This is a genomic window from bacterium, from assembly GCA_016708025.1.
Classification (GTDB): Bacteria; Zixibacteria; MSB-5A5; order GN15; family FEB-12; genus FEB-12.
Genome location: JADJGQ010000002.1, coordinates 1,123,991 through 1,145,071, shown reverse-complemented (window position 1 = coordinate 1,145,071; position 21,081 = coordinate 1,123,991). Strand labels below are relative to the sequence as shown.

Annotated in this window: 24 protein-coding genes; 8 read left to right on the top strand and 16 right to left on the bottom strand. The window is 55.3% G+C overall.

Annotated elements, in window-relative coordinates; translation table 11 throughout:
- Window positions 1–53 precede the first annotated feature (53 nt).
- From IPH75_11135 to gyrB, 6 genes are all read left to right on the top strand, one after another.
- On the top strand, window positions 54–278 hold the full coding sequence (locus tag IPH75_11135; GenBank protein MBK7142623.1) for a hypothetical protein: 225 nt from the start codon (window positions 54–56) through the stop codon (window positions 276–278).
- A 16-nt stretch (window positions 279–294) separates the two neighbouring features.
- Entirely contained in the window at window positions 295–615 is a 321-nt protein-coding gene (locus IPH75_11130; protein ID MBK7142622.1) for a hypothetical protein, read from the top strand.
- Between the two features lie 170 nt (window positions 616–785).
- A complete protein-coding gene (locus tag IPH75_11125) occupies window positions 786–1,235 on the top strand; it encodes a hypothetical protein (GenBank protein MBK7142621.1) in 450 nt (149 codons plus the stop codon).
- 113 nt (window positions 1,236–1,348) lie between these two features.
- A complete protein-coding gene (locus IPH75_11120; GenBank protein ID MBK7142620.1) occupies window positions 1,349–2,035 on the top strand; it encodes a DUF2807 domain-containing protein in 687 nt (228 codons plus the stop codon).
- A 286-nt stretch (window positions 2,036–2,321) separates the two neighbouring features.
- Window positions 2,322–2,654 carry a DUF721 domain-containing protein gene (locus IPH75_11115; protein MBK7142619.1) on the top strand — a complete coding sequence of 111 codons (333 nt, stop codon included), beginning with the start codon at window positions 2,322–2,324 and terminating at the stop codon, window positions 2,652–2,654.
- Window positions 2,655–2,659: 5 nt separating this feature from the next.
- The gene (gyrB, locus tag IPH75_11110; GenBank protein MBK7142618.1) at window positions 2,660–4,633 is read left to right on the top strand and encodes a DNA topoisomerase (ATP-hydrolyzing) subunit B; all 1,974 of its coding nucleotides are present in this window, start codon (window positions 2,660–2,662) and stop codon (window positions 4,631–4,633) included.
- 135 nt (window positions 4,634–4,768) lie between these two features.
- On the opposite strand, the gene IPH75_11105 is transcribed toward gyrB, so the two are convergent.
- The 7 genes from IPH75_11105 to yajC all read right to left on the bottom strand — a co-directional run bounded on the left by IPH75_11105 (window position 4,769) and on the right by yajC (window position 11,646).
- A complete protein-coding gene (locus IPH75_11105; GenBank protein ID MBK7142617.1) occupies window positions 4,769–5,104 on the bottom strand; it encodes an STAS domain-containing protein in 336 nt (111 codons plus the stop codon).
- A 312-nt stretch (window positions 5,105–5,416) separates the two neighbouring features.
- Window positions 5,417–6,367, bottom strand: a complete 951-nt coding sequence (locus tag IPH75_11100) for an aspartyl protease family protein (protein MBK7142616.1) — start codon at window positions 6,365–6,367, stop codon at window positions 5,417–5,419.
- A gap of 179 nt (window positions 6,368–6,546) precedes the next feature.
- Window positions 6,547–7,968 (bottom strand): hypothetical protein, encoded by a 1,422-nt coding sequence (locus tag IPH75_11095; GenBank protein MBK7142615.1) that lies wholly within the window; start codon window positions 7,966–7,968, stop codon window positions 6,547–6,549.
- A gap of 259 nt (window positions 7,969–8,227) precedes the next feature.
- A complete protein-coding gene (locus tag IPH75_11090; GenBank protein MBK7142614.1) occupies window positions 8,228–9,781 on the bottom strand; it encodes an Rne/Rng family ribonuclease in 1,554 nt (517 codons plus the stop codon).
- Window positions 9,778–10,737: a methionyl-tRNA formyltransferase gene (locus IPH75_11085; GenBank protein ID MBK7142613.1), complete on the bottom strand. Its 960-nt coding sequence runs from the start codon at window positions 10,735–10,737 to the stop codon at window positions 9,778–9,780. Before IPH75_11085 ends, IPH75_11090 begins: the two co-directional genes overlap by 4 nt.
- A gap of 85 nt (window positions 10,738–10,822) precedes the next feature.
- Window positions 10,823–11,329: a peptide deformylase gene (gene def, locus IPH75_11080; GenBank protein MBK7142612.1), complete on the bottom strand. Its 507-nt coding sequence runs from the start codon at window positions 11,327–11,329 to the stop codon at window positions 10,823–10,825.
- A gap of 26 nt (window positions 11,330–11,355) precedes the next feature.
- Window positions 11,356–11,646, bottom strand: coding sequence for a preprotein translocase subunit YajC (gene yajC, locus IPH75_11075; protein ID MBK7142611.1), 291 nt, complete (start codon window positions 11,644–11,646; stop codon window positions 11,356–11,358).
- Window positions 11,647–11,965: 319 nt separating this feature from the next.
- Here yajC and IPH75_11070 point away from each other — a divergent pair, with 319 nt between their 5' ends.
- The gene (locus IPH75_11070; protein ID MBK7142610.1) at window positions 11,966–14,560 is read left to right on the top strand and encodes a hypothetical protein; all 2,595 of its coding nucleotides are present in this window, start codon (window positions 11,966–11,968) and stop codon (window positions 14,558–14,560) included.
- A gap of 76 nt (window positions 14,561–14,636) precedes the next feature.
- Window positions 14,637–15,242 (top strand): tetratricopeptide repeat protein, encoded by a 606-nt coding sequence (locus tag IPH75_11065; GenBank protein ID MBK7142609.1) that lies wholly within the window; start codon window positions 14,637–14,639, stop codon window positions 15,240–15,242.
- 42 nt (window positions 15,243–15,284) lie between these two features.
- Here the strand turns inward: IPH75_11065 and IPH75_11060 are convergent, their stop codons facing one another.
- From IPH75_11060 to IPH75_11020, 9 genes are all read right to left on the bottom strand, one after another.
- Complete coding sequence (locus IPH75_11060) at window positions 15,285–15,749, bottom strand: hypothetical protein (GenBank protein MBK7142608.1); 465 nt, start codon at window positions 15,747–15,749, stop codon at window positions 15,285–15,287.
- Complete coding sequence (locus IPH75_11055) at window positions 15,746–16,222, bottom strand: hypothetical protein (GenBank protein MBK7142607.1); 477 nt, start codon at window positions 16,220–16,222, stop codon at window positions 15,746–15,748. The genes IPH75_11060 and IPH75_11055 overlap by 4 nt, the downstream gene beginning before the upstream one ends.
- A gap of 3 nt (window positions 16,223–16,225) precedes the next feature.
- Window positions 16,226–16,432 carry a hypothetical protein gene (locus IPH75_11050; GenBank protein ID MBK7142606.1) on the bottom strand — a complete coding sequence of 69 codons (207 nt, stop codon included), beginning with the start codon at window positions 16,430–16,432 and terminating at the stop codon, window positions 16,226–16,228.
- A gap of 72 nt (window positions 16,433–16,504) precedes the next feature.
- Window positions 16,505–18,232: a penicillin-binding protein activator gene (locus IPH75_11045; GenBank protein MBK7142605.1), complete on the bottom strand. Its 1,728-nt coding sequence runs from the start codon at window positions 18,230–18,232 to the stop codon at window positions 16,505–16,507.
- 37 nt (window positions 18,233–18,269) lie between these two features.
- Window positions 18,270–18,797, bottom strand: coding sequence for a bifunctional nuclease family protein (locus IPH75_11040; GenBank protein ID MBK7142604.1), 528 nt, complete (start codon window positions 18,795–18,797; stop codon window positions 18,270–18,272).
- Between the two features lies 1 nt (window position 18,798).
- Window positions 18,799–19,248 carry a 50S ribosomal protein L9 gene (locus tag IPH75_11035; GenBank protein MBK7142603.1) on the bottom strand — a complete coding sequence of 150 codons (450 nt, stop codon included), beginning with the start codon at window positions 19,246–19,248 and terminating at the stop codon, window positions 18,799–18,801.
- Window positions 19,249–19,281: 33 nt separating this feature from the next.
- Window positions 19,282–20,286 carry a DUF2232 domain-containing protein gene (locus IPH75_11030; protein ID MBK7142602.1) on the bottom strand — a complete coding sequence of 335 codons (1,005 nt, stop codon included), beginning with the start codon at window positions 20,284–20,286 and terminating at the stop codon, window positions 19,282–19,284.
- Window positions 20,287–20,290: 4 nt separating this feature from the next.
- Complete coding sequence (locus tag IPH75_11025; protein ID MBK7142601.1) at window positions 20,291–20,539, bottom strand: 30S ribosomal protein S18; 249 nt, start codon at window positions 20,537–20,539, stop codon at window positions 20,291–20,293.
- 12 nt (window positions 20,540–20,551) lie between these two features.
- Complete coding sequence (locus IPH75_11020; GenBank protein ID MBK7142600.1) at window positions 20,552–21,079, bottom strand: single-stranded DNA-binding protein; 528 nt, start codon at window positions 21,077–21,079, stop codon at window positions 20,552–20,554.
- Between the last annotated feature and the right edge of the window lie 2 nt (window positions 21,080–21,081).

Sequence of the window (21,081 nt, the reverse complement as noted above, 5' to 3'; positions counted from 1 at the left end):
TTCAAGGCACTCCACTTGCATTTCTGTCGGCGAACGATATGGAAGCGAGGCAGATGGCCATGAAAGTCAAGTTTACGCTGACGATGGATGATGTGGTGGTCGAGGACAAATGCATCGACCAGATCATCATGGACTGGGAGACTGAGATTGACCAGCAGAAAATACTGGAGGTCTCGCACCAGTGGATCACGACACAGAATTTTCTGACGCAGCGGATGATCGGCCTGACCCGAGTTGGGGAGTCATCGCTGACGATCGAACCACTTGAAGAAACCTGAGAGGTAACTGCCGGGCATGACTGACTTCATAGCGACGGTGGGTGCGGCCGTGACAGCGACGATGCAAAGTCTCTCGTCCGCCTATATCCCATTGCGTACTCTCATCGAATCCCACTTTGGCCCGAACGGCCTTCTCGCGGCATACATAGTCGCGGCCGTCCTGGCCTTTCTGCTTGTTTATAAACTGGTGCAGCTGGCTTTTGCCGCGCTCAAGTATGTCGTGATACCATCGGTCATCCTGGCGCTGCTGGCATCGCTACTTCTCCCCTACCCTTTTGCGACCGTCCTCCCGTTCACGGTGGCCGGTTGCTCACTCCTGCTGTTGTTTAAGGGCTGACCCAACAGACTATTGGGAAACCCCAAGATTTTCATCCGAAATCCAGCCGTTGGACTCTCAGCCAATAGCCGTAATCGATACTTCCGCAACAAGATAAGCTCGCCTTCTCGTCCCGGCAGACCGCTTGCACTCATCCTGTTGAAACGAATGAATCTCCTCAGGATGTACCCATGGATGAAGCTAAAAAATGTATCAACTGCCACCGCGACCTGGTCCAACACCACGGTACCTGGATCTGCCGGCAATGTAACACCGAGCTCGACGGGATCTTTGATGGCGTAGTGGAATCGGCCGACAGCGATGAATACGTCTTTATCGAATGTCCCGGCGCCACGCTCTATGAACCCGGAACCAACAACGTCATCCGCGGGGTGAAATTCATCAACGATAATGACCCGTTCATGGGCCACCGGATAATCGCAGATCCGGTCTACGCGCCGACCCATACGAAACGTCGCAGGATCAAGCGCGAGGCGCTGGGGAAGATCCGTCGGTGCCAGGGATGCCAGGACTACACGATCCGGATGCGTCGTCCGGAGGGTCCGGACTTTTTCATTCCATCACACAAACATCCTGGGCGAACGAAATTGAAATCGGTGACGCCCCGCTCGACGGAATAATAGCTGTCCGAAATCGGACGGTCATCTCTTCTGCATCCGCCGCGCAACTTCTGAACGCTTTGGCTCGTACCTCTGGTATTAACCAAAGCGTTTCACGTTAAAGCGAGGTAGCGATGCCGCGAATTCTTACCCTTCTTTGTCTTTTTGCGCTGGTTTTCACTCTGGTAGTGCCGGTGTCAGCCAGTGACTGGAATATCTTCTCTTCGGGCCGCACTGAAAAGGGTTCGGGGAAGCTTGAGACTGAAGAACGATCGATCAAAGAGTTCACCCGGATTGAATCAAATCTCGGTGTCGATATCAATATCGTGATCGGCACGCCGCAGAAAGTAACACTGACTTTCGATGACAATCTCCTGGACAATATCAAGACCAAGGTTCGCGGCCGAACGCTGGAGATCGATGCTGATGGCTCGTTCTCGACCAAAGAGAATTGCGTGATCGAGATCACGGTAGCATCGCTCGACGAGGTTGATATCTCCGGTTCCGGCGAGATCACGATAACCAATCTGAACGCAGACGAGTTTACGTTCCACATGTCCGGTTCCGGCAGTCTTGAAGCATCGGGCAAAGTCGACCAGCTTTTTCTTGAATTGAGTGGTTCCGGCGAACTGGACACTCGCGATCTGATCGCACAGGATGTCGAGATCGATATTTCGGGATCGGGTGATGCGGTCGTTTATGCGGTGAATTCGCTCGATGGCGATATTTCCGGCAGCGGCGATATTCGCTATGTCAACGAACCGCAGCATGTCAGCACACGAGTGACTGGTTCGGGAACGATCAGAGCATCGAAGCGCTGATCTTCGCACAAGGAAGTTTGATCACAGGCGGCGGTGAGCACAGTTCACCGTCGCTTTTTCTTGCGCTCGAATCACACCAAAAATGGATTATTCCGGCCGTCAATTGCCGAACCTCCGGCGATCCCGGAGCGGTTTGAGGCGGCGAATCGAGAAGCTCAATTTCCGGCCCGCATCACATCTCAAAAACCACCGCTAACCATCTGTAACACAATAGGATGTGCGGACTTTTTCTGTTGCATTTAGATTTAACATCTGCTATCTTTCGGGGTTATAAGAGATATGGAATTTGAGGCTAGTTTCAGTGTCAGTTAGTCCGAAAAAGCAGCCTAAACCGGTATCCGGCGCGATCGATGCCCTGATCAGTTCGCTGGGCCTTGGCCCCACCTACAACGGATGGATGGTGGTGCAGAAGTGGCCCGAGCTGGTCGGCGAACAGATCGCGCGACGCGCGAGTGCGTTTCGCTATGCCGACGGTGTGCTGTATGTTGCGGTCCCCGATGCCGCCTGGCGGCAGAATCTGGCAATGGAACTTGAATCGATCATCCGACAGATCAGAAGCTACCCGTACGGTCGGGTTATCAGAGAGATCCGACTGGTCGCTAGCGAGAGAGGAAAATAGACGCGATGGCCACTGAACTCGACGAAGTCGTCAAAAAGAAAAAAGCATCCGGCAAAGCAGGAGAGACAGAAAACGGCGGCAATGGAAGCGGCGCGTATGATGCCGCAAGTATTACCGTCCTGAAGGGTCTCGAAGCGGTCCGCCGTCGCCCCGCCATGTATATCGGTGATGTCAGCCAGCGCGGCTTGCACCACATGATCTACGAGGTGGTCGACAACTCCATCGACGAAGCGATGGCCGGCTATTGCGATCGCGTGATTGTCGAGATCAACAAAGATAATTCGATCACGGTCTCGGACAATGGTCGTGGGATCCCGGTGGAGATCCACCCGGAGCAGAAGGTTTCCGCTCTCGAAGTGGTGATGTGCACGCTCCATGCCGGCGGCAAGTTCGACCATGATTCCTACAAGGTTTCCGGCGGTCTGCACGGCGTCGGCGTTTCGGTGGTTAACGCACTCTCCGAGTGGTGCTGGGTGGAAGTACAGCGCGATGGCGAACTCTGGAAACAGGAGTTCAAGCGCGGTGTCCCGGAATACAAGGCGAAAAAGATCGGCGCCTCCAAAAAGACCGGCACGAAGACCTGCTTTTTGGCCGATGATGAGATATTCTCCAAGGTCGAATACAAATTCGATATCGTCTCATCCCGCCTTCGCGAGCTGGCGTTCCTCAACAAGGGGATCACGATCGAGCTGAAGGACCATCGGAATAACAAAGAAGAAGAATATCACTACAAAGGCGGGCTATCCGCGTTTGTCACGTATCTCAACGAAAACAAAGTAGCGCTTTTCAACAAGCCGATCCACTTCACGCGCGCCAAGGATGATGTTGAGGTTGAGGTCGCGTTGCAGTATAACGACGGTTACTCCGAGTCAGTCTATTCGTACGTGAATAATATCAACACGATCGAGGGTGGCACACACCTGACCGGTTTCCGCACCGCGCTGACCCGGACGATCAACAACTACGCCACGAAGAATAACCTGCTCAAGAAGGACGCTGTCCAGTTGACGGGTGATGATTCCAAGGAAGGGTTGACCTGCGTTGTGTCGGTTCGCGTGCGCGACCCCCAGTTCGAAGGTCAGACCAAAACCAAACTCGGCAACTCAGAAGTTAAGGGGATCGTCGAATCGGTCACCAATGAATTCCTGAACGAGTTCTTCGAAGAGAACCCGTCGACCGGCAAACGGATTGTCGAGAAGATGGTGCTCGCCGCGACCGCTCGTGAAGCGGCGCGCAAAGCGAAAGAGTTGACCCGCCGGAAAACGGCGCTCGACTCCGCCTCACTCCCCGGCAAACTGGCCGACTGCTCCTCGCGTGATCCTGAATCGTGCGAGATCTACATCGTCGAGGGAGACTCGGCCGGTGGTTCCGCGAAGCAGGGGCGCGACCGTCGCTTCCAGGCGATCCTCCCGCTGAAGGGGAAGATCCTCAATGTCGAAAAGGCGCGGATGGATAAGATCCTTTCGAACGAAGAGATCCGGACCATGATCACAGCGTTCGGCTGTGGGATCGGCGAAGATTTCGATGCCAGCAAGGTTCGCTATCACAAGATCATTATCATGACAGACGCGGATATCGATGGTTCGCACATCCGGACTTTGATCCTGACGTTTTTCTTCCGGCATATGCGCGAACTGGTCGATCTTGGTCGAGTCTATATCGCCCAACCGCCGCTCTATCGTCTCCGTCATGGCAAGCAGGAGTTCCATGCGTACTCTGATGCTGAAAAGGAGAAGATCCTCAAGCAGATGCCATCGAGCGGTGTGTCTATCCAGCGCTACAAAGGTCTTGGTGAAATGAATCCGGAGCAGCTCTGGAAGACCACCATGGATCCTGAAGCGCGGACGTTGCTGCAGGTGACGCTCGAAGAGGGAGCGGCAGCGGAGAATCTGTTCACGGTGCTGATGGGAAGCGAGATCGAACCGCGCCGTCGGTTTATCCAGGAGAACGCGCAGTACGTGCGGAATCTGGACGTGTAGTTAATGTAACCGTCCCCTCGACTTCGCTCGTGGCGACGGAGGACAATCGAATCGTAGCCCACCATTTATGGTGGGCTTTTTTTGGTCGAAGACAAGATAGATGCTTGCCTGCGCAGCATGAGGAATCGACGGCCCCTACTGCAGAGCCGTCACGGCTTCTTCGCGGGAGTCGTAGCTTTCGAAGACGCGCATCAACTGCGTGACATTCAGCAGATCCTCAACCCTTGTGATATTCGTCAGGACGAACTTCCCTCCCGCCCTGGTCGCAGCGGTGTGAGCCGCCACCAGCGCACCGATCCCGGCTGAATTCATTCGCTCGACATCGTGCAGATCGACTATGAATCGATTCTTGTTGAGCGACAGATAATACTGCACGCGCCCGAGGAATGAAGTGAGTTGGTCGCCGGCGATCAGTTTGCCGGACAATTCTACGGTGACGATGTCACCTGACAGGGAATCCCTGTGTTTCATGAGACACCTTCTTTCCCGGCGTGGTTGATGAGTTTTGACTCGTGGTAGTAGAGGTACGGAGCGGATTGCAGACAAGTTTCAGGGATTTTTGTGAAGGAGCGTTAAGGGAGTGTCCGATTGCGGCCATATAAAACACCCGTCGGTCAGCGGGGTTTCTGGAGAGATCAGGAAATGCTTGTCTGCCTGAGTGCTGATGATCAACCCGAGATCTGCGGACAGAGACGGCGCCACCTCTTTTACAGGCGGCGCTTCTTTTCTCAATCGACAATGCGCCTGGCGAAGCTGATATGGCTATGATCCGACCGAACCCAGCTACGGTGCTGGCGCTTCAAACGGATCAGCAAAGGATTTGTTCGGCTTGATGTACAACCGCGTGTGCGGGTAATCGAAGATCACATTAAACCGTCGTATCATATCGTTGCCAAATATGCCGTCAGCCCCCTCTTGCTTCGATCTGGTCTTTGCCGGTGCAAAGGCCGTGCGCACATGGTGAAGATCGTACCCTCCGAAATTGACGTGCCCGACCCTGCCGTACTCCCCGTAGATCTCTCCGCTCAGTCCCACACCGAGTAGCTGGCTGGTGAGGCTGTCAGGTGTGCGGAATTTCTGGTCATCTCGAACGAGCAACTCAAGCGCTTCTTCGGACGCCAAATCAATATAGACGACCATCGGAACAGGCTCACCCGCGGTCACCTCGACAGTCACCTGCAGAAACGGAAGGTCCTTTTTCATTTCGACCGAAATGACCTGCCAGCCGGAATCCGAAATCACCTCGACCGTGTCGTGCAGCAGGATCACCTGCCGATCGTAGTCGATCTCGACAATGTAGTGACCGAACAAGTTCCACCCAATAATACCATCGGTGGGAAATGACTGCGTATGTTCGCTGTGGGAAATGATAATGCTCTGATTGCGAATCTCGACATCGCCAAACGACAGGCGGCCGGTTTGGATCATAGTCGCGGTTGAGGGCGCACCGTCCCCTGCCCCGCCGACCTGAACCTGCACAGCGCCAGCAGTGTCAATAAGATTCACTGCGTCGCGGTGAAACAGATAGACGCCATCGAACCGCAGCCCGGTATCGAGAATTAGTCTGAGAGGTTTCGAGCCGTTAACCGAGGCCGGGATGATAACCCGGTGTCGGTCGATTGTGAATGGTACCGAGAGTGCCCTAGCTTGAGAGGATTGGGCGATGCTGGCGGTCGCCAACAGAATTACTAAACAGAAGGTTTGGCAGGCTGAGCGCCAGGGCGATATTCTCATTTGCACGACTCCTTTGGTTGAGTGACCGCCAAGAAAGCGAGACGGCACCATAGTCAAGAGCGTCGGCAGGAACGTTTTGTTAGCAACAATCTTCGGCCCATTGCATTTTTGGGGCGCACGGTACAAGAGAGCCACCCGAATGGTTGACTCTCTACATCAGAGCAACTTCCAGACATTGCTTATGGGCAATTCGGCAATACCGGCCGCGGAGTCATCGACAGGTATGCGATCAACAACGAGATATCCGTCAGGTCCGGCGGTTGCGCCGGTGAGCCATCGACATTCGCTTCGATCGGGCAAGGTAATATCGGGCGCGGAGTCATGGTCAGATGAGAGATCAGAAGCGACAGATCGGAAAGATCCGGGGCCTCGGCCACACTTCCATCAGCATTGCCAGAGGTGCCGATACAACAGCAGGCATCGCCGATGCCATCGCCATTGGCATCAGCCTGATCGGGATTGGCTATCAATGGGCAGTTGTCGCCAGCCAGAGAGACATAGCCGTCGCCGCAGGCACCAGCAAACTCAAATGATTCAATGGAGCAGCCGCATTGGTCGCCATCAAAATCGCTGTAGCAAGTGACTGACGAAGTGATTGATACGATGCCTTCCTCGCCATACAGTCCGAAGTTTCCCATTCCAGCTTCGTATTCTGGTGATGCGCCGGCCCATCCGACCAGACCGTCGCCTCCCGCACCAACTTCACCTTGATAACCACCACCATCACCACCGTCCCCACCGTGCGTCCATGTGGCGGTAGCGGATTTGGTGCCGGAGAGAGCAAGTCGACTTCCACCCGAGAATCCCGGGGCTGGATCTCCTCGATTTGCCTGAACTAGGCCAAGTGAGATAAGCGAATCGTACACAATGAGCACAATCCCGCCGTTCCCGCCGCTTCCACCGCCGCCACCACCGCCGCCGCCACCGCACATGTCGAAGTAAGCAAACGGCAGGTAATAATGGACTTTCTCGCCATTCGCTCCGTTGCTGCCTGGAGCGCCAGGGCAACCGTTCGCGTGAATGAGACCTGTGTTTTCCAGGATTCTGGCATTGATGCGAACATTTCCACCCCCATCACCACCCTTCCCTCCAATTCCGCCATTGCCCCCATTAGCTATATTGGACACAAGGATATCTTGCGCAGGACCGCCGCCACCACCACCTCCCCCACCGGCCCCCCCATTTCCGGAACCGGCAACTCCATTCAGTCCGGGAGAGCCATCACCACCTGTTGCACCCGGAACCAGCGTCACACCAGACATATGACCACCGGCACCGCCCGCGCCACCGGCGCCACCATTTCCGCCAGAGGAGGAGTCGGTGATGGTCCCATAGTTGTGCAATGTGCCACTCACGCGAATGACGTGACCATTCGTGTACAACGTCACGCCTGCAAATACCGTGAGGTCAGCGTAGTCCATGTCTCTTGTAAGAGTGTGGTTGCCTCCGTATCCATGCGAACCATCTGCACCGTTGCCAAAGAGCGACTGGGCAAGTGGCTGACTGACTCCCACAAAGAGAACCGCGACCAGACATGCCCCGACCAGAGTGATGAGCCGTATCATGTATGGAGTGATAATAGATGCATGAGCTCTGGACATAAACTGTCCTTTCCCATATGAGATTTGACTGAAAAACGCGAAATGGCCGCTCAGGCAATAGACAGTGATGCTCTGTGTTGGCCAGATAGTATGGTCATGGTGCGTGATTAAGAAGCCGGAATTGCCCGAGATAGAAACAAGATATCAAACACGGACTTTGTTGTCAATGTTAATCTATCAAGCGTGATGATAGCCCAGACAACAAAAAAACCGCCTTTTCAGGCGGCTTTTGTTTTTCAGGCGTGGATCGGCGAGCGTATCAGGCCGGTTTTTGTTCCTTGTACTGCTCGGTGATCTCCAGATTGTCATCGGCGTTGTAGATATGGAATTCCTGCTGCGGCATGGTAGTATCGCGGACCAGGTTGATCCGAAACTTGTGCGCTTTCATCAGTCGTTCCACGCGGTTGACGCCGTTTTCGGCGATCGTCGCGGCCAGATTCGGGTTGACGATCAGGTGGAATTTGTCGAATTTCTTCGCCGCTTTTGCGCGGATAAACCAGCGTTCGATCTTGGTGGCCAGGTTCTCCTTGGAGACGATCCGTCCCAGTCCGGCGCAGTGCGGGCACTGCTCGGAGAGAGTATGCATATGCGACGGGCGCACGCGTTCGCGGGTCATTTCGACCAGGCCGAATTCAGTGACCGGGTTGATGCCGCGCTTGGCGCGGTCACGCGCAAAGGCTCGCTTGAATTCTTCGTAAAGCCGACGGCGGTTTTCACGGCTGTACATGTCGATGAAATCGCAGACGATCAGGCCGCCGATATCGCGAAGGCGGATCTGCCGCGCGATCTCCCGGGCCGCCTGGAGATTGGTCTCATAGATCGTCTGTTCCTGATCTTTGCCGCCGACAAACCGCCCCGTGTTGACATCGATAGTCACCATCGCTTCGGTCTGGTCGATGACAATGTACGCGCCTTTTTTGATCCAGACCTTGCGCGAGAGCATCTTGTCGATCTCGGCTTCAAGTCCGTACATATCAAACAGCGGTTGATTCCCCTTGTACAGCTGGACGCGGTCTTTCAGATGCGGCGCCACCTGGCGTGCGAACTGGATCACCTTCTTGTAATCATCGCGATTGTCCACCAGCACGCGGGAGACATCATCGGTGAATACGTCACGGATCATCGAGACCATCATGTCCGCTTCTTTGTGGATCAAAGATGGCGCGGAGAGGGTGTCGGCTTTGCGCTTCAGCTTGGCCCAGAGTTTCTGGAGGCGTTTGATATCGGCGCGGAAGTCATCCTCGTTGACGCCTTCGGCCTCGGTGCGGACGATCAGCCCGAACCCTTCGGGGCGAAGCGGCGCGACCACTTTTTTGAGGCGACGTTTCTCTCCCCAATCGGTGATCCGTTTGGAGATGCGGATATGATCATCATCCGGGACCAACACCAGAAAGCGACCGGGAATGGAAATCTCGGTGGCAACGCGCGGGCCTTTGGTTGAGATCGGCTCTTTGATGACCTGTACCAGGATATCCTGGTTTTTCTTGAGGACGGTTTCGATGCCGGCGCGGCGGGTCTTGCGGACCACCTGCACGGGAGCGTCATCATCATCCAGTTCCTCAGAATCGTAGCTTCGGCCGCCGTAGTCTTTGCCGATGTCGGAGGAGTGCAGGTAAGCTGCTTTCTCCATGCCGATATCGACGAAGGCGGCTTGCATACCGGGGAGAACGGTTTTGATCTTGGCTTTGTAAATGTCGCCGACCATCCGTTCGGTATCCGGTCGTTCGACCTGGAGTTCGACGAGCTTGTCATCTTCAAGCATCGCCAGACGTTTTTCGTATTCGGTCGAATTGATAAGAATTTCAGTTTTCACTCATGCTCCTTCACCCCTTGCGGGATCTCCCCGAAAACCTCATCGGTGAGAGGCTTAAAACCATTAACGAAAGCGGCGCCGGGCATTTCCGCTTTTCCTTCGGGCACGATCCGGGTGATCTCGACCGCGCCGGGACCGCAGGCGACGACGAGTCGTCGTTTGTCCTGCAGGACGGTGCCGGGTCGGAGTCCGGGTTGTGCCAGCTCGTCTGCGCGAACGCATTCGAGGATCTTGATACGTTTCCCTCTGAAATAACTGTAGGCAGTCGGCTTGCTACAGAGACCCCGCACAAAATTGCGGATATGGACCGACGGGAATCCCCAATCGATCATCGAGTTGAAAGGAGTCAGCTTGGGAGCGGTGGTTGCCTCGGCATCATTCTGCGGGATACCGTCGGTCCGTCCGGCTTCGATCGCATCGAGCGTTTCGAGCAGGAACGGTCCGGCCATCGCACTCATTTTCCCGGCCAGAGAATCATACGTGTCGTCATCGGCGATAGCGGTTTTGACCTGTCCGATCAGGTTTCCGGTGTCTACCTCGCGTTTGAGGAAGAAACTGGAGAGACCGGTTTCGGTATCGCCGTTAATGAGCGCCCAGTTGATGGGGGCGGCGCCACGGTACCTGGGGAGCAGTGAGCCATGGATGTTGATCGAGCCAAGCCGCGGGATAGCGAACAGCCTGGCAGGCAAGATCCGAAAGGCGATCACTACAAACAGGTCGGCCTCGAATTGGCGCAAACCATCGGCCAGCCCTTCCTCTTTGAGGGAGAGAGGGGTCAGGACCGGGATGCCGCGCTGGGTGGCTTCCTGTTTGACGGGAGTTTGGATCAGCTTGTGACCTCGACCGGCGGTTTTATCCGGACCGGTGACGACAGCAAGCACGGTATGCCGGCTCTCACACAAATGCGCGAGCGGCAACCGGGCAAACTCCGGCGTGCCCATGTAGACAATTCTCATGAAGGTGGAGCATGACTGGACGGCCTGCTATCGCTGTGGCGACATGCGAGGCAAATGACCGGAAGAGAGAATCAACCTGGTCAGATTAGGAAGCAGCGGCGAGCTTTCTCAGCCGCCCTTTCAAAAGCGTCCTGGCTATCGGCGAGATATAATCGATGAACAGCTTACCCTCAAGGTGATCATACTCATGCAAAATGGCCCGAGACGCCAGGCCATCCACCGTCATCTCGAACGGCTGGCCATCGACTCCAAGAGCGCGGACTCGCACTCTGGCGGGACGGGTACATTTTTGGTAGATCCCCGGAAATGACAAACAGCCTTCTTCCAGCTCAACCTGGCCGGTGGCTTCGATGATCTCCGGATTGATGAAAACAGTGAGGTTGGCAGTGATATCGACCGCAGAGAGGTCGACAATGAAGACTCGCTTCAACACGCCGATTTGTACCGCCGCCAGACCAAGACCCTGAGCTTTTTTCACGGTGTCTATCATATCGGACACCAAATCTTTGACCGCCTGGTCGATCTCAGTGACCGGCGCAGAAACTTGTCTCAAAACAGGGTCGCCATATGTGACGATCGGTCGTACAGCCACGCTAACTCCTAAAAACTTTCTTAAAGCTACTTGTCTACTTTACCGGCGATCGATGACCGGAGAAACTCCAGTTTGGTCTCATCCCCGATCTTGAGAACGATGCGTCCGCGTTCTTCATCGATAGCGAAGATGGTCCCGAAGAGACCGCCGCTGGTGACGACTTTGTCACCCTTTTTCAAATCCTTCAGGAGTTGTTCATGTTCTTTCTGGCGTTTGCGCTGCGGCCGGATCATGAGGAAATACATGACCAGAAAAATCAGCCCAAACCAGACGATCATCAACAGTGGCGAGCCCTGCGAATTGGGGTCGCCCCCCATCAGGAGTAACCATTCCTGGTTCAACTCTAACTCCTTGAACGTGTTATATCTATCGGCATCCAGTGCAAAAACTGAACAGCCGGTCAACTGGACGAAATATAGGCGTCCTGGCCAATCCAGCCAACATAATAATTCCTATACAGATAACCGGCCTGGAGGGGTAAAGTTCCCCCCCGGGGGGGCTGTCCCCGGTGAGGGCTGAGACCGCATTTGGCGGCGGGCGAGTCGAGACCCTCTTCACGAAATATGGGTTGTCTCGTCTCTCATCGAGATGTATCCTGAAGGTGAATCTATATAGGGATACAAGAATCGGGGGACCATGCGATTCATTCTTATATCGCTCTTTTTCCTGGCATCTATCGGCGGCCCAGAGCTCGCCGCCAGGCCTTCTCCAATTGGCAGAGATTCGCTCAGACACCAGGCGTTGACCACCGCTCAGGCGGTTGAATACTGCGATGCCTCACATTCCATTGGCAAACTGGGATTGGGGATCGGTGCTGGTAGGTTGGGCGGAGTCTTTGAATACGACGTAAATCAGTGTATCATTGGCAATTGGCGCGGCGAGGCTGGAGAGTATCCACGATGGTCCGGGATTAAGTACCTCGCCGATGCAGGCATGTGGGTTGGAGGGATTGTCGGTGGTGATACGCTGGTCTCCATTACTAGCTACATTGACCGTGACGAACTCGGCTTTGAATTCAGTTGGGATGGACTCCCCGAACATGCGTTGGTTTATCGTTCGACCTCCGACCCGGAAGCGCCCGAGTTCATTGGCGCCATTTCGGAGGAGGATTTCATCTGCTGGTCGGTAGACACTATTACCAATAACAACAGTGGACTGGACTTTTTGGACTATCGTCCCCACCGCCCGCTCAACCTTGAGATTGAGCAACGATCTTACGCATGGTCAGTGGCATACGCCGAAGACTTCGTCCTGTTTGACGTGAAGATCACCAATGTTGGCGAGAGCTTCATCGAAGGAGTGTATGTGGGTATTCAATCAGACCAGGATTGCGGCCAACAAGATTGGGAGGTCGATGAGTATTGGCTCTCGGAGGACGATATCTGCGGCTTCTTGCGGACCTATCCGTCAGCCCGCGGATGTGGATTCATCGACACCATCGGGCTTGCCTGGGTAGTAGACAATGACGGCGATCCAATCAACGGGGGATTTGCCTTAAAGGGGGGAAATAAATCGCCCACTTCGGTGGAAGGGATTCGATTCCTCCAGCTCCCATCGACAACACAGCAAATTGCCTATAACTGGTGGGTGAACAACTACGGCCTCAATTATGATTTTGGGCCGCGTCGCCAACCGACACCGGAACGCCCACTCCGGAACTTCCTTACTGGTGGCACTGGTGAGCCGCTCGGTGATCGGAACAAGTATTACCTTATGAGCAATGGTGAATGGGACTATGACCAGGCAATGGTGAGCGACATATGGCCAAACAATCCAGAGTGGATGTTTCCGCCCTGGGAGTACAGGGACTCGCTGGCCAATGGTGACGATGCCTACTATGTGCTGTCATTTGGACCATTCCGCCTCGCTCCAGGTGCACAACTTTCACTTGCCTTCGCCTATATCGCTGGGGAGAGATTTCACACTGATCCAGCAAATGGGATAAATTTGATCAATGGACAGCCCTCGAAGTGGTACGAAAACGTGTCATTTGACGACATTGCAAAGAACGCGACATGGGCTGAATGGATATTCGACAACCCGGGTGTGGACACTGACTCAGACGGTTACGCAGGGGAGTATAGAGTTTGCGTCCTTGATTCGGTATTGGTCGACGGTCAGTGGGTGATAAGCGGCGCCGACACGACATACTATCGCGGCGATGGTGTGGCGGATTGGCGTGGTGTTCAGCCCCCACCGCCACCGGAGTTCTGGGTGGAGCCACAATTGAACGCGATCCGCGTCCGCTTCAACGGGCAACGCTCTGAAACAACCAAAGACATCTTCTCCGGACTGATTGATTTTGAGGGCTACCACATTTGGCTGGGCCGGGACGACCGCGAAGGTTCAATGTCTCTGCTGGCGGGCTATGACCGGCGGAATTTTGACAAGTGGGTTTGGAACCCGATGGTGCCGCCGGATGGTGATTTTGAGGTACAGGATATTCCGATGACACTTGAGGAGGTTCGATGCCTTTACGGCTCAGGCGACGACCCTTGCCATGATTCGCTGTTTGATCCCCTGGCATACACGCGCCACAATCCATACCAAGGGAAACACTCGATCGATTCACTTTTCTACTTCACACCACATGACTACAATGTCAATCAACTGGCGGTGCAGACGCCTATCAGACGGGTTTATCCGGAGGCACAGAAACCGGGGCCATTTGACACAATTACCACGGATGAACTGACTGCGGAAGGGAACCTGAAGTACTACGAGTATGAGTGCATTATCGAGAATCTATTACCGACTGTCCCCTATTTTGTCAATGTCACCGCATATGATTTCGGATCGCCCAAAGTCGAACTTCCCGCTCTTGAGACCTCAAAAATGGCAGGTATCAAACACTGCTACCCGTTTGGCGACGAAGGACAAACGGACTCAGTTCTGCCACCCGTTTATATCTACCCAAATCCATATCGCATAGACGCACACTACCGTGATGCGGGGTTTGAAGGGCGCGGGTCTAACCGCATTCCTGATCGAGACCGACGGATAAACTTTGTCAATCTCCCCCCACGATGTACTATCCGGATTCACTCAATCGATGGCGATCTGGTGCGTGAATTGCGCCACGATTTCGACCCAGCGGACCCCAATTCAACGCGTGATTCCTGGGATCTGATCAATCGAAACATACAAGCGGTGGTCTCCGGTCTGTATTACTGGACGGTGGAGTCACCGGACGGTTCGGTTCAGATCGGGAAACTCGTTATCATCAAGTGACTCACTAACATAGACTCATCGGAACCATTTAGCATCGTTGGGTGTTGTGACGAACATGCAGCACTGCTCGCCATTAATGGCACAATTAGCCCGATGGATCGGGGTGGTTACTCGCGCCACCTCGGTCCCTATCGCACTGATGGCAGGACTATTCCTTCTTTCCTCAACCGCCTTTGCACTCGGCTCGGGCGAGAAATCGCCCGAGGAAGAGGCCGCAGACAATCAGAAGAAGGCGGTGAGCGAGTATAACGACGGCGTCAAGCATGTCGACAAAGCGCGCGAAATCGGGATCAAGGGGGATTCGCTGTACGCCTACAATTACCGGGCGACCTCGGATGCCAAGGCGCGCAAAGAGTACGAAAAGGCGGTCGAGAATTTCACCAAAGCGGTTGAGCTTGATACCGCGATGCATGAAGCGCATAACTACCTGGGGTATTGCTATCGCAAATTGGGGGATCTCCCGAAATCACTCGCGGCTTATGACAGGGCGTTGACGCTCAAGCCGGATTTCGCCCAGGCGCGGGAATACCGCGGCGAGACCTATCTGGCGATGGGAGATATTAAGCAGGCCGAGGCGGAACTTGCCTATCTGAAAAAGATCGCGTCGCCATTTGCGGATACGCTGGGGAGATCGATTGAGGTCTATCAGTTGGCGATCCTGCAGAATGCGCAAAAGAAATAGTCAGTGATGTGGAGATCACTGACCGGTTAAATAAACGGCGGCCTACTGGCCGTCGTTTTTTTTCGGCTCGGTCGGAGGGGGGTTGAGGACTTCCTCAGGAATGACGACCTTCGGCAGAAAAACTCCCAGATATCGCTGGTACCAGTTCCACTTTTTGCGCTCTTCTTTCATGAATGCTTTGACCCGCTTTTCGCGGACGCTGGCGGCGGCATCCATGGCTTCGATCTTCTGGATCAGCAGTTCGATACTGGGGCGCTTTTCGAGGGCCGAACGGAAGGCGTCGTAGTCGCGGAGATTAAAGACGGTCTGGACGATCGGCTCGAAAAAGATCATCGCCTGGGCGGAGATGAAATTGAGCGGTTTGATCGATTCGAGGAAGATGATAGCCGGGACGGTCATCCCTCTCTCTACCACTTTCTTCGCGACCTTTTCGATTATCGCCAGTTCTTCCTCGGGAAAGATATCTTTCCCTTCGTTGGGGATCGGGCTTTGTCCGAGCCAGCTCATGATTGCTCCCCGGTTGACTGCGGGATGCGTTTCTTCACGAAGGCGGTTGCCTCTTCCCGGTTCTCCCCGAATATCAGATAGAGGCCGCGGAAATTCTCGAGGCGAGACTGCCCGACAAACGGCGATAACAGGATACCGTTTTTATCCGGCCAGTAGCTCCGATAGAGCGACCATTCTTTCCTGAGCGTTTGGGTGGTCGTTTTGACGATCACTTCCTTTTCCGTCAGCGTATAGCTGGTCGGCATGTAAAATTTGGCCAGCGAGGCGAACAACACGACCAGCGACAGAAAGCAGAAAAAGGTCGATTCGGTCGCCACAAAGACAAGGAACGAGAACAAGAGCACGACCGAGGTAACGATGGCGGAGAGCCATGGCTTGCGCTTCACCGGATGGATCGTCCAGGAGACAGAAGGTCCCTCCGGTTGGGTTGCTTCGGGCACGAATTCGGATGGTCGGTCGGCAGAGAGATTCATAGATCAGGCGCCCGGTTCCGGACGGTAGCGTTCTTTTTTCACCCGCTCCATCATTTCAAGCAGGTCTTTGGGTTCGAACAGTTTCTTTTCGATCATCAGTCTGGCGATGGCTTCGAGAGCCAGGTTATTCGACAGGGAGAGTTCTTCGAAGGATACTTCGCGCTCTTTGCCGTCGACGACCATTCTGATTGCGATCTTCTTTTCGTCCATGGTAGATTTCTTTCCGGGTCTGAAGCTTATACGTTCACTGTCGTCCGGGCGCTCGGTCTATCTGCGAGCCGGTCACTGATCGACAGGAGATTCTGCGGCGACGCCGCGGTTGGTCACCACCGGGATGGCTCTGCCACCCTCGATCCGATAGAGCGGCAATTCGACATTTTCGCGATACTGTCCGAAGCTGATCTTGCCTGACGCGCCCTCGATATCCGAGATCTGCGCCAGGGCGGTCAGCCAGTCGAGCCGGGTGGCAGGGTTCTGGGACAGAGTCAGTATCAGCAGGTTGGCGGCATCGTAGCCGAGTGCGGCAATACGAGTCGGAACTTCGCCATAGTGACTTTGATAGGTGCGTGCGAATTCCGGCTGACGAGAACCCTGCAGGACAAACGGCGAGGCGAATAATGCACCGCCAACAACATCGGCGCCGAGACTATAGATCTCTTCACTCCCCCAGCCATCGGAGCCCAGCAAAGTCCCTTCCAGTTTGTAGAAGCGGATCTGCGGGAGCAAGAGGCGGAGTTGATCGGTCGGGCCGGGGAGGAAAATGATATCTGTCCGAGCGGGGACAGCCTCGGTCTCAATCGTATCGCCGCGGGAATCGAGATAAGTGGCGGATTCATCGAATCCGCGCAGGATCAGTCTTTTCGCCGACTGGATATAGAGGCCAAAATCCCGATCGCTGGAGCGATAATATTCTACACCGAGAATGACCCCGCCAAGTTGTTCGAAGCGCTGGGCGAATGCCTGGCCGATCTGCAGATAATCAAATCCAGTCGGAGTGATGATCAGCGCGGTGTCCGCATTCAGGGTACGTCGGGCATATTCCGCCATCCGGATCCCCTGCAGTTCGACATTCGGCGATAATTGAAAAGCGGAACCGCCAAGGAGAGTCACACCGGCGCTGGTCGCCGCGGGGATGATGATCGGGATTGTCTGGTCATTCATGGCGGAGGCGGCGACAGCCGCTTCATTGGAGGTCAGCGGCCCAATGATCGCATCATATTTCAGGTCGGCCAGTTCGCGGCAGATCCGTCCGGCCATCACCGGATCAGACTGAGTATCGAAAGGAACGAGCCGTATCTTTCTGCCTGACGAAGGCTGTGCCTGGAGGGCGATCATGGCGCCATTCAGAATCTCTTCACCATACTTTTGATATTCACCGGTCAGGGGGACGGCGACTGCCACTCGCACAACCTCGGGGAGTGCTTCGGCGGCATCGGCTGAAACCGATGTAGAGGAACATCGGCTGAGCAACAGCACGGCGTCATCCATACGCTGTTGTTCGATCAGGTGAGTGGAAATTTCGCGAATCAGTTCGCAGCGACGGAGATCGGAGAGTGATGCGGTGGATGCCTGCGAGAAGAGGATCGACAGATGGGGGCGGTCAAATGTCGCCAGGGCATCAGCGATCAGTGTGGTAAGCGCGGCATCGGCGCCATTGATGTACGCTTGCAGGAATTCGATGGCGGCTTCGTCACGCTTTTCCTGCAGCAACCAACTGCAGGCGCGGAAATAGTGCGCGGCCGGCAGAAATGTCGATTTGGGGAATTGCGAGATGAACTGGCCGAACTCGGTGGCCGCTGCGGCATGGTCCCCCGCATGGTAGGTCGCCTTGGCATGATCAAAGAGAAACTGATCACGTCGCGGCGAATCAGGAAAGCGAGTGGCCAGCTCTTCGGTGAGTCGGCGTGCTTCCTGCCAGTTGCCGTCGGCCAAGGCAGTTTTTGCCTGCGCCGACAGGGCAGTAAACTCCTGATTGTCGTCAAGGTCGGCCGCAACCGACAGTAACGGCATCAGAAACAAGAGACAGACGACAAGCAATGGTCTCATACTACAGCGAAAACTTACCGAATTCCTCAGGAGGGATCCGTTTGAGTCGTTCGCGCAATGATTCCCGGTCGGTCGGCATAGGCGGTGCCTGCGGTTCATCGGATCCGGCGACCGCCTCGTCGCCCGGTTCCGGTCGTTTGATATTAAACAGCTCTTCGTTGACGAAGATGGAAGCGCCGGTCTTGAGGGCGAGCGCGATCGAGTCCGAAGGACGGGCATCGATATGCGCCGGCTCGCCACCGGTGTTGAGATGGATCACCGCAAAAAACGTCTGCTCGCGCAGTTCGGTGATCTCAACACGAGCGACCGATGCATGCAGCGACTCGATCACGCGTTTGAGAAGATCATGCGTGAGCGGCCGTTTGGACCCGACACCGGAGAGCTCCATAGCGATCGCCCAGGCTTCCGCATGGCCGATCCAAATGGGGAGCACCTTGTCGAGACCGGGCGGCGAGAGAATGACTACCGGAGTATTGCCGGTGCTCATGTCAAGAGCCAGCCCCTCGAGCTTCACTTCGAGCATTTTCATATCAGGCGATCTTTTTCTCCACCAGCAATTTGGCGTGTGCGACGACATCTTTCTCAAGCTTGACCGGCACGGCGTACATACCGAGCGCCTTGATCGGCTCTTCGAGGTCGATCGCTCGCTTATCCACTGAGATACCTTCGGTTTCCAGCAGCTTGGCGACATCGTTATTGGTGACCGATCCGAACAGGCGGTCTTCTTCACCAACCATGACGGCGATGCGAAGCTGGACGCGTTCGATGCGATCTTTGATCACTTCGGCGGCTTTGCGGCGCTTTTTGACGCGGATATCGCGCTGTTTGCGCACTTCATCGATCGCCTTGACATTTCCCTGGGTCGCAGGAATGGCGAGATTGCGCGGGATCAGGAAATTCCGGCCGTAACCGTCCTTCACTTCAACCGTTTCTCCGGCCAGACCGACCGTGTCTACATCCTCACGAAGAATGACTTTCATGATATTCCTCTCACTTCAATATAGCATTCAGACTCATTGTTCAACAGTTACATTTGCGCCCAGCTTGCGCCAGTCCAGGAAGCTGTCGATGAAGCCGATGAGCACCATCACCATCAATCCGGCCAGATGCGCCAGGAAAAGAAGCAGATAAAACAGGATGCGGATGAAAATGGAGACCTTGACGCGGTGCAGGGTGAACTCCATGAAGGAGAGTCCGCAGACAGCGTAGAAGATCGCCAGCACCAGGAGTGCATTATCCGCGACCAGTTGGATCGCATCATTTCCGACCAGGCGGGCCAAGATCACGACTCCGGTGACCGGTGTCAGGCCGAACGGCACTTTCCATTGAGTGAACCGTCGCACCTGACCGAGCGCAGGAGAAGTCTGGCCCAGTCGCCAGCTCAACCAGAGAAAGCCGAGGCTGAACTGGACGATCGCGCTGACGACCGCTGAGGCCGGCGACAACCGGACCGTCAACTTCGCCAACAGCTTGTACGCACTTTCTATCTGTTCGACCTGTTCGGGGCTGTACCCCTGTGTTCCCAGGCCGCCAACAAACAATTTCACCATCTCTTCGCCGGCCTCGGGGCCGAGCGCGTAGATCTCACGCCAGGTCGGATACCAGGCGAGGACCGAAAACAGAGTCAGGACGATCAGTCCGATCAGGTAGACCTGAAAGCTGGTTTTGTTCTGCCGGAGCAGATGTCCAGCCACCAGACCGGGGATCAGGACCGCGAGCCATCCGACCTCGGCGAACCAGAGGTGCTGAGGCGAGGTGGCCACGGCACCGAGGATCGCACCGCCGATCGATCCAACTGCCAGCCAGAGAAATTGGCCGGCATACATGAGTCGGGCGACGCCGTAAAACAGATAAACTGCGACAACGTATGCGGCGGCGCCAAACAGAAGCGACGCGCCGACCGAACCGGAATCAACTCCCGCCGCTCGCATGGCCGGGAAAACCAGCATGGCGAAGAGGACCGGGAAGATCCAGAGCTGAGTCGACGGTCGGGCAGGTACCACTGATCCAGTGGTCACGCACCTACCTGTACGATTCAGCGACAAACGGCAGGATCGCCATATGGCGTCCGCGTTTGATCGCCACCGTCAGTTTGCGCTGATGGATCGCGCAATTGCCGGAAATGCGACGCGGGACGATCTTGCCACGCTCCGTCATAAAGCGGCGAAGCATCCGTTCGTCCTTGTAATCGATGAACATGATCTTGTTTTCACAGAACCGGCAGACTTTGCGTCGACGCTGCCGATCTCCGTATTCGCCTCGTTCAGCCATGTGTATCTCTCTTTACAGTTCTTCGTTTTCGTTATGATGACACGGTTCGAAGCCGTCCTGAGACGACTCCATTATTCGAAAGGGTGATTCATCCGGGTCGCTGTCGTATCCGTGGGATGCGACGCGGGTCCCGATCGATCGTGAGCCGGTGGCGGCAAGGACCGGTGTGCCGGTCTCGAGCAGATCCTCCTGGCTTCCGTCGTCATGAACCACTCTGATCTGGTAGGCCCGGATCTCGACGAAGGAACGTCGGACACCTTCACCGGTGTCGCGCACGCGACTTTTCAGTTCTCCTTCGACCTGCACCGGACTTCCCTTGCGCAGCCGATCCCGACAACTCTCAGCGAGGGTGTGCCAGGCGGCGACGCCGATATAGCAGACTTCTTCTTTCACGCTTCCTTCGGCATCGCGGTACCGTTTGGTCGTGGCGATGCGGAAATTGGAGACAGGCGCACCCGTGGTGGTGTGCCGGTATTCCGGATCACGCACCAGGAGACCAGTGATGATCACCTTGTTGATATACGCCAAGTGAGCTGCCATAC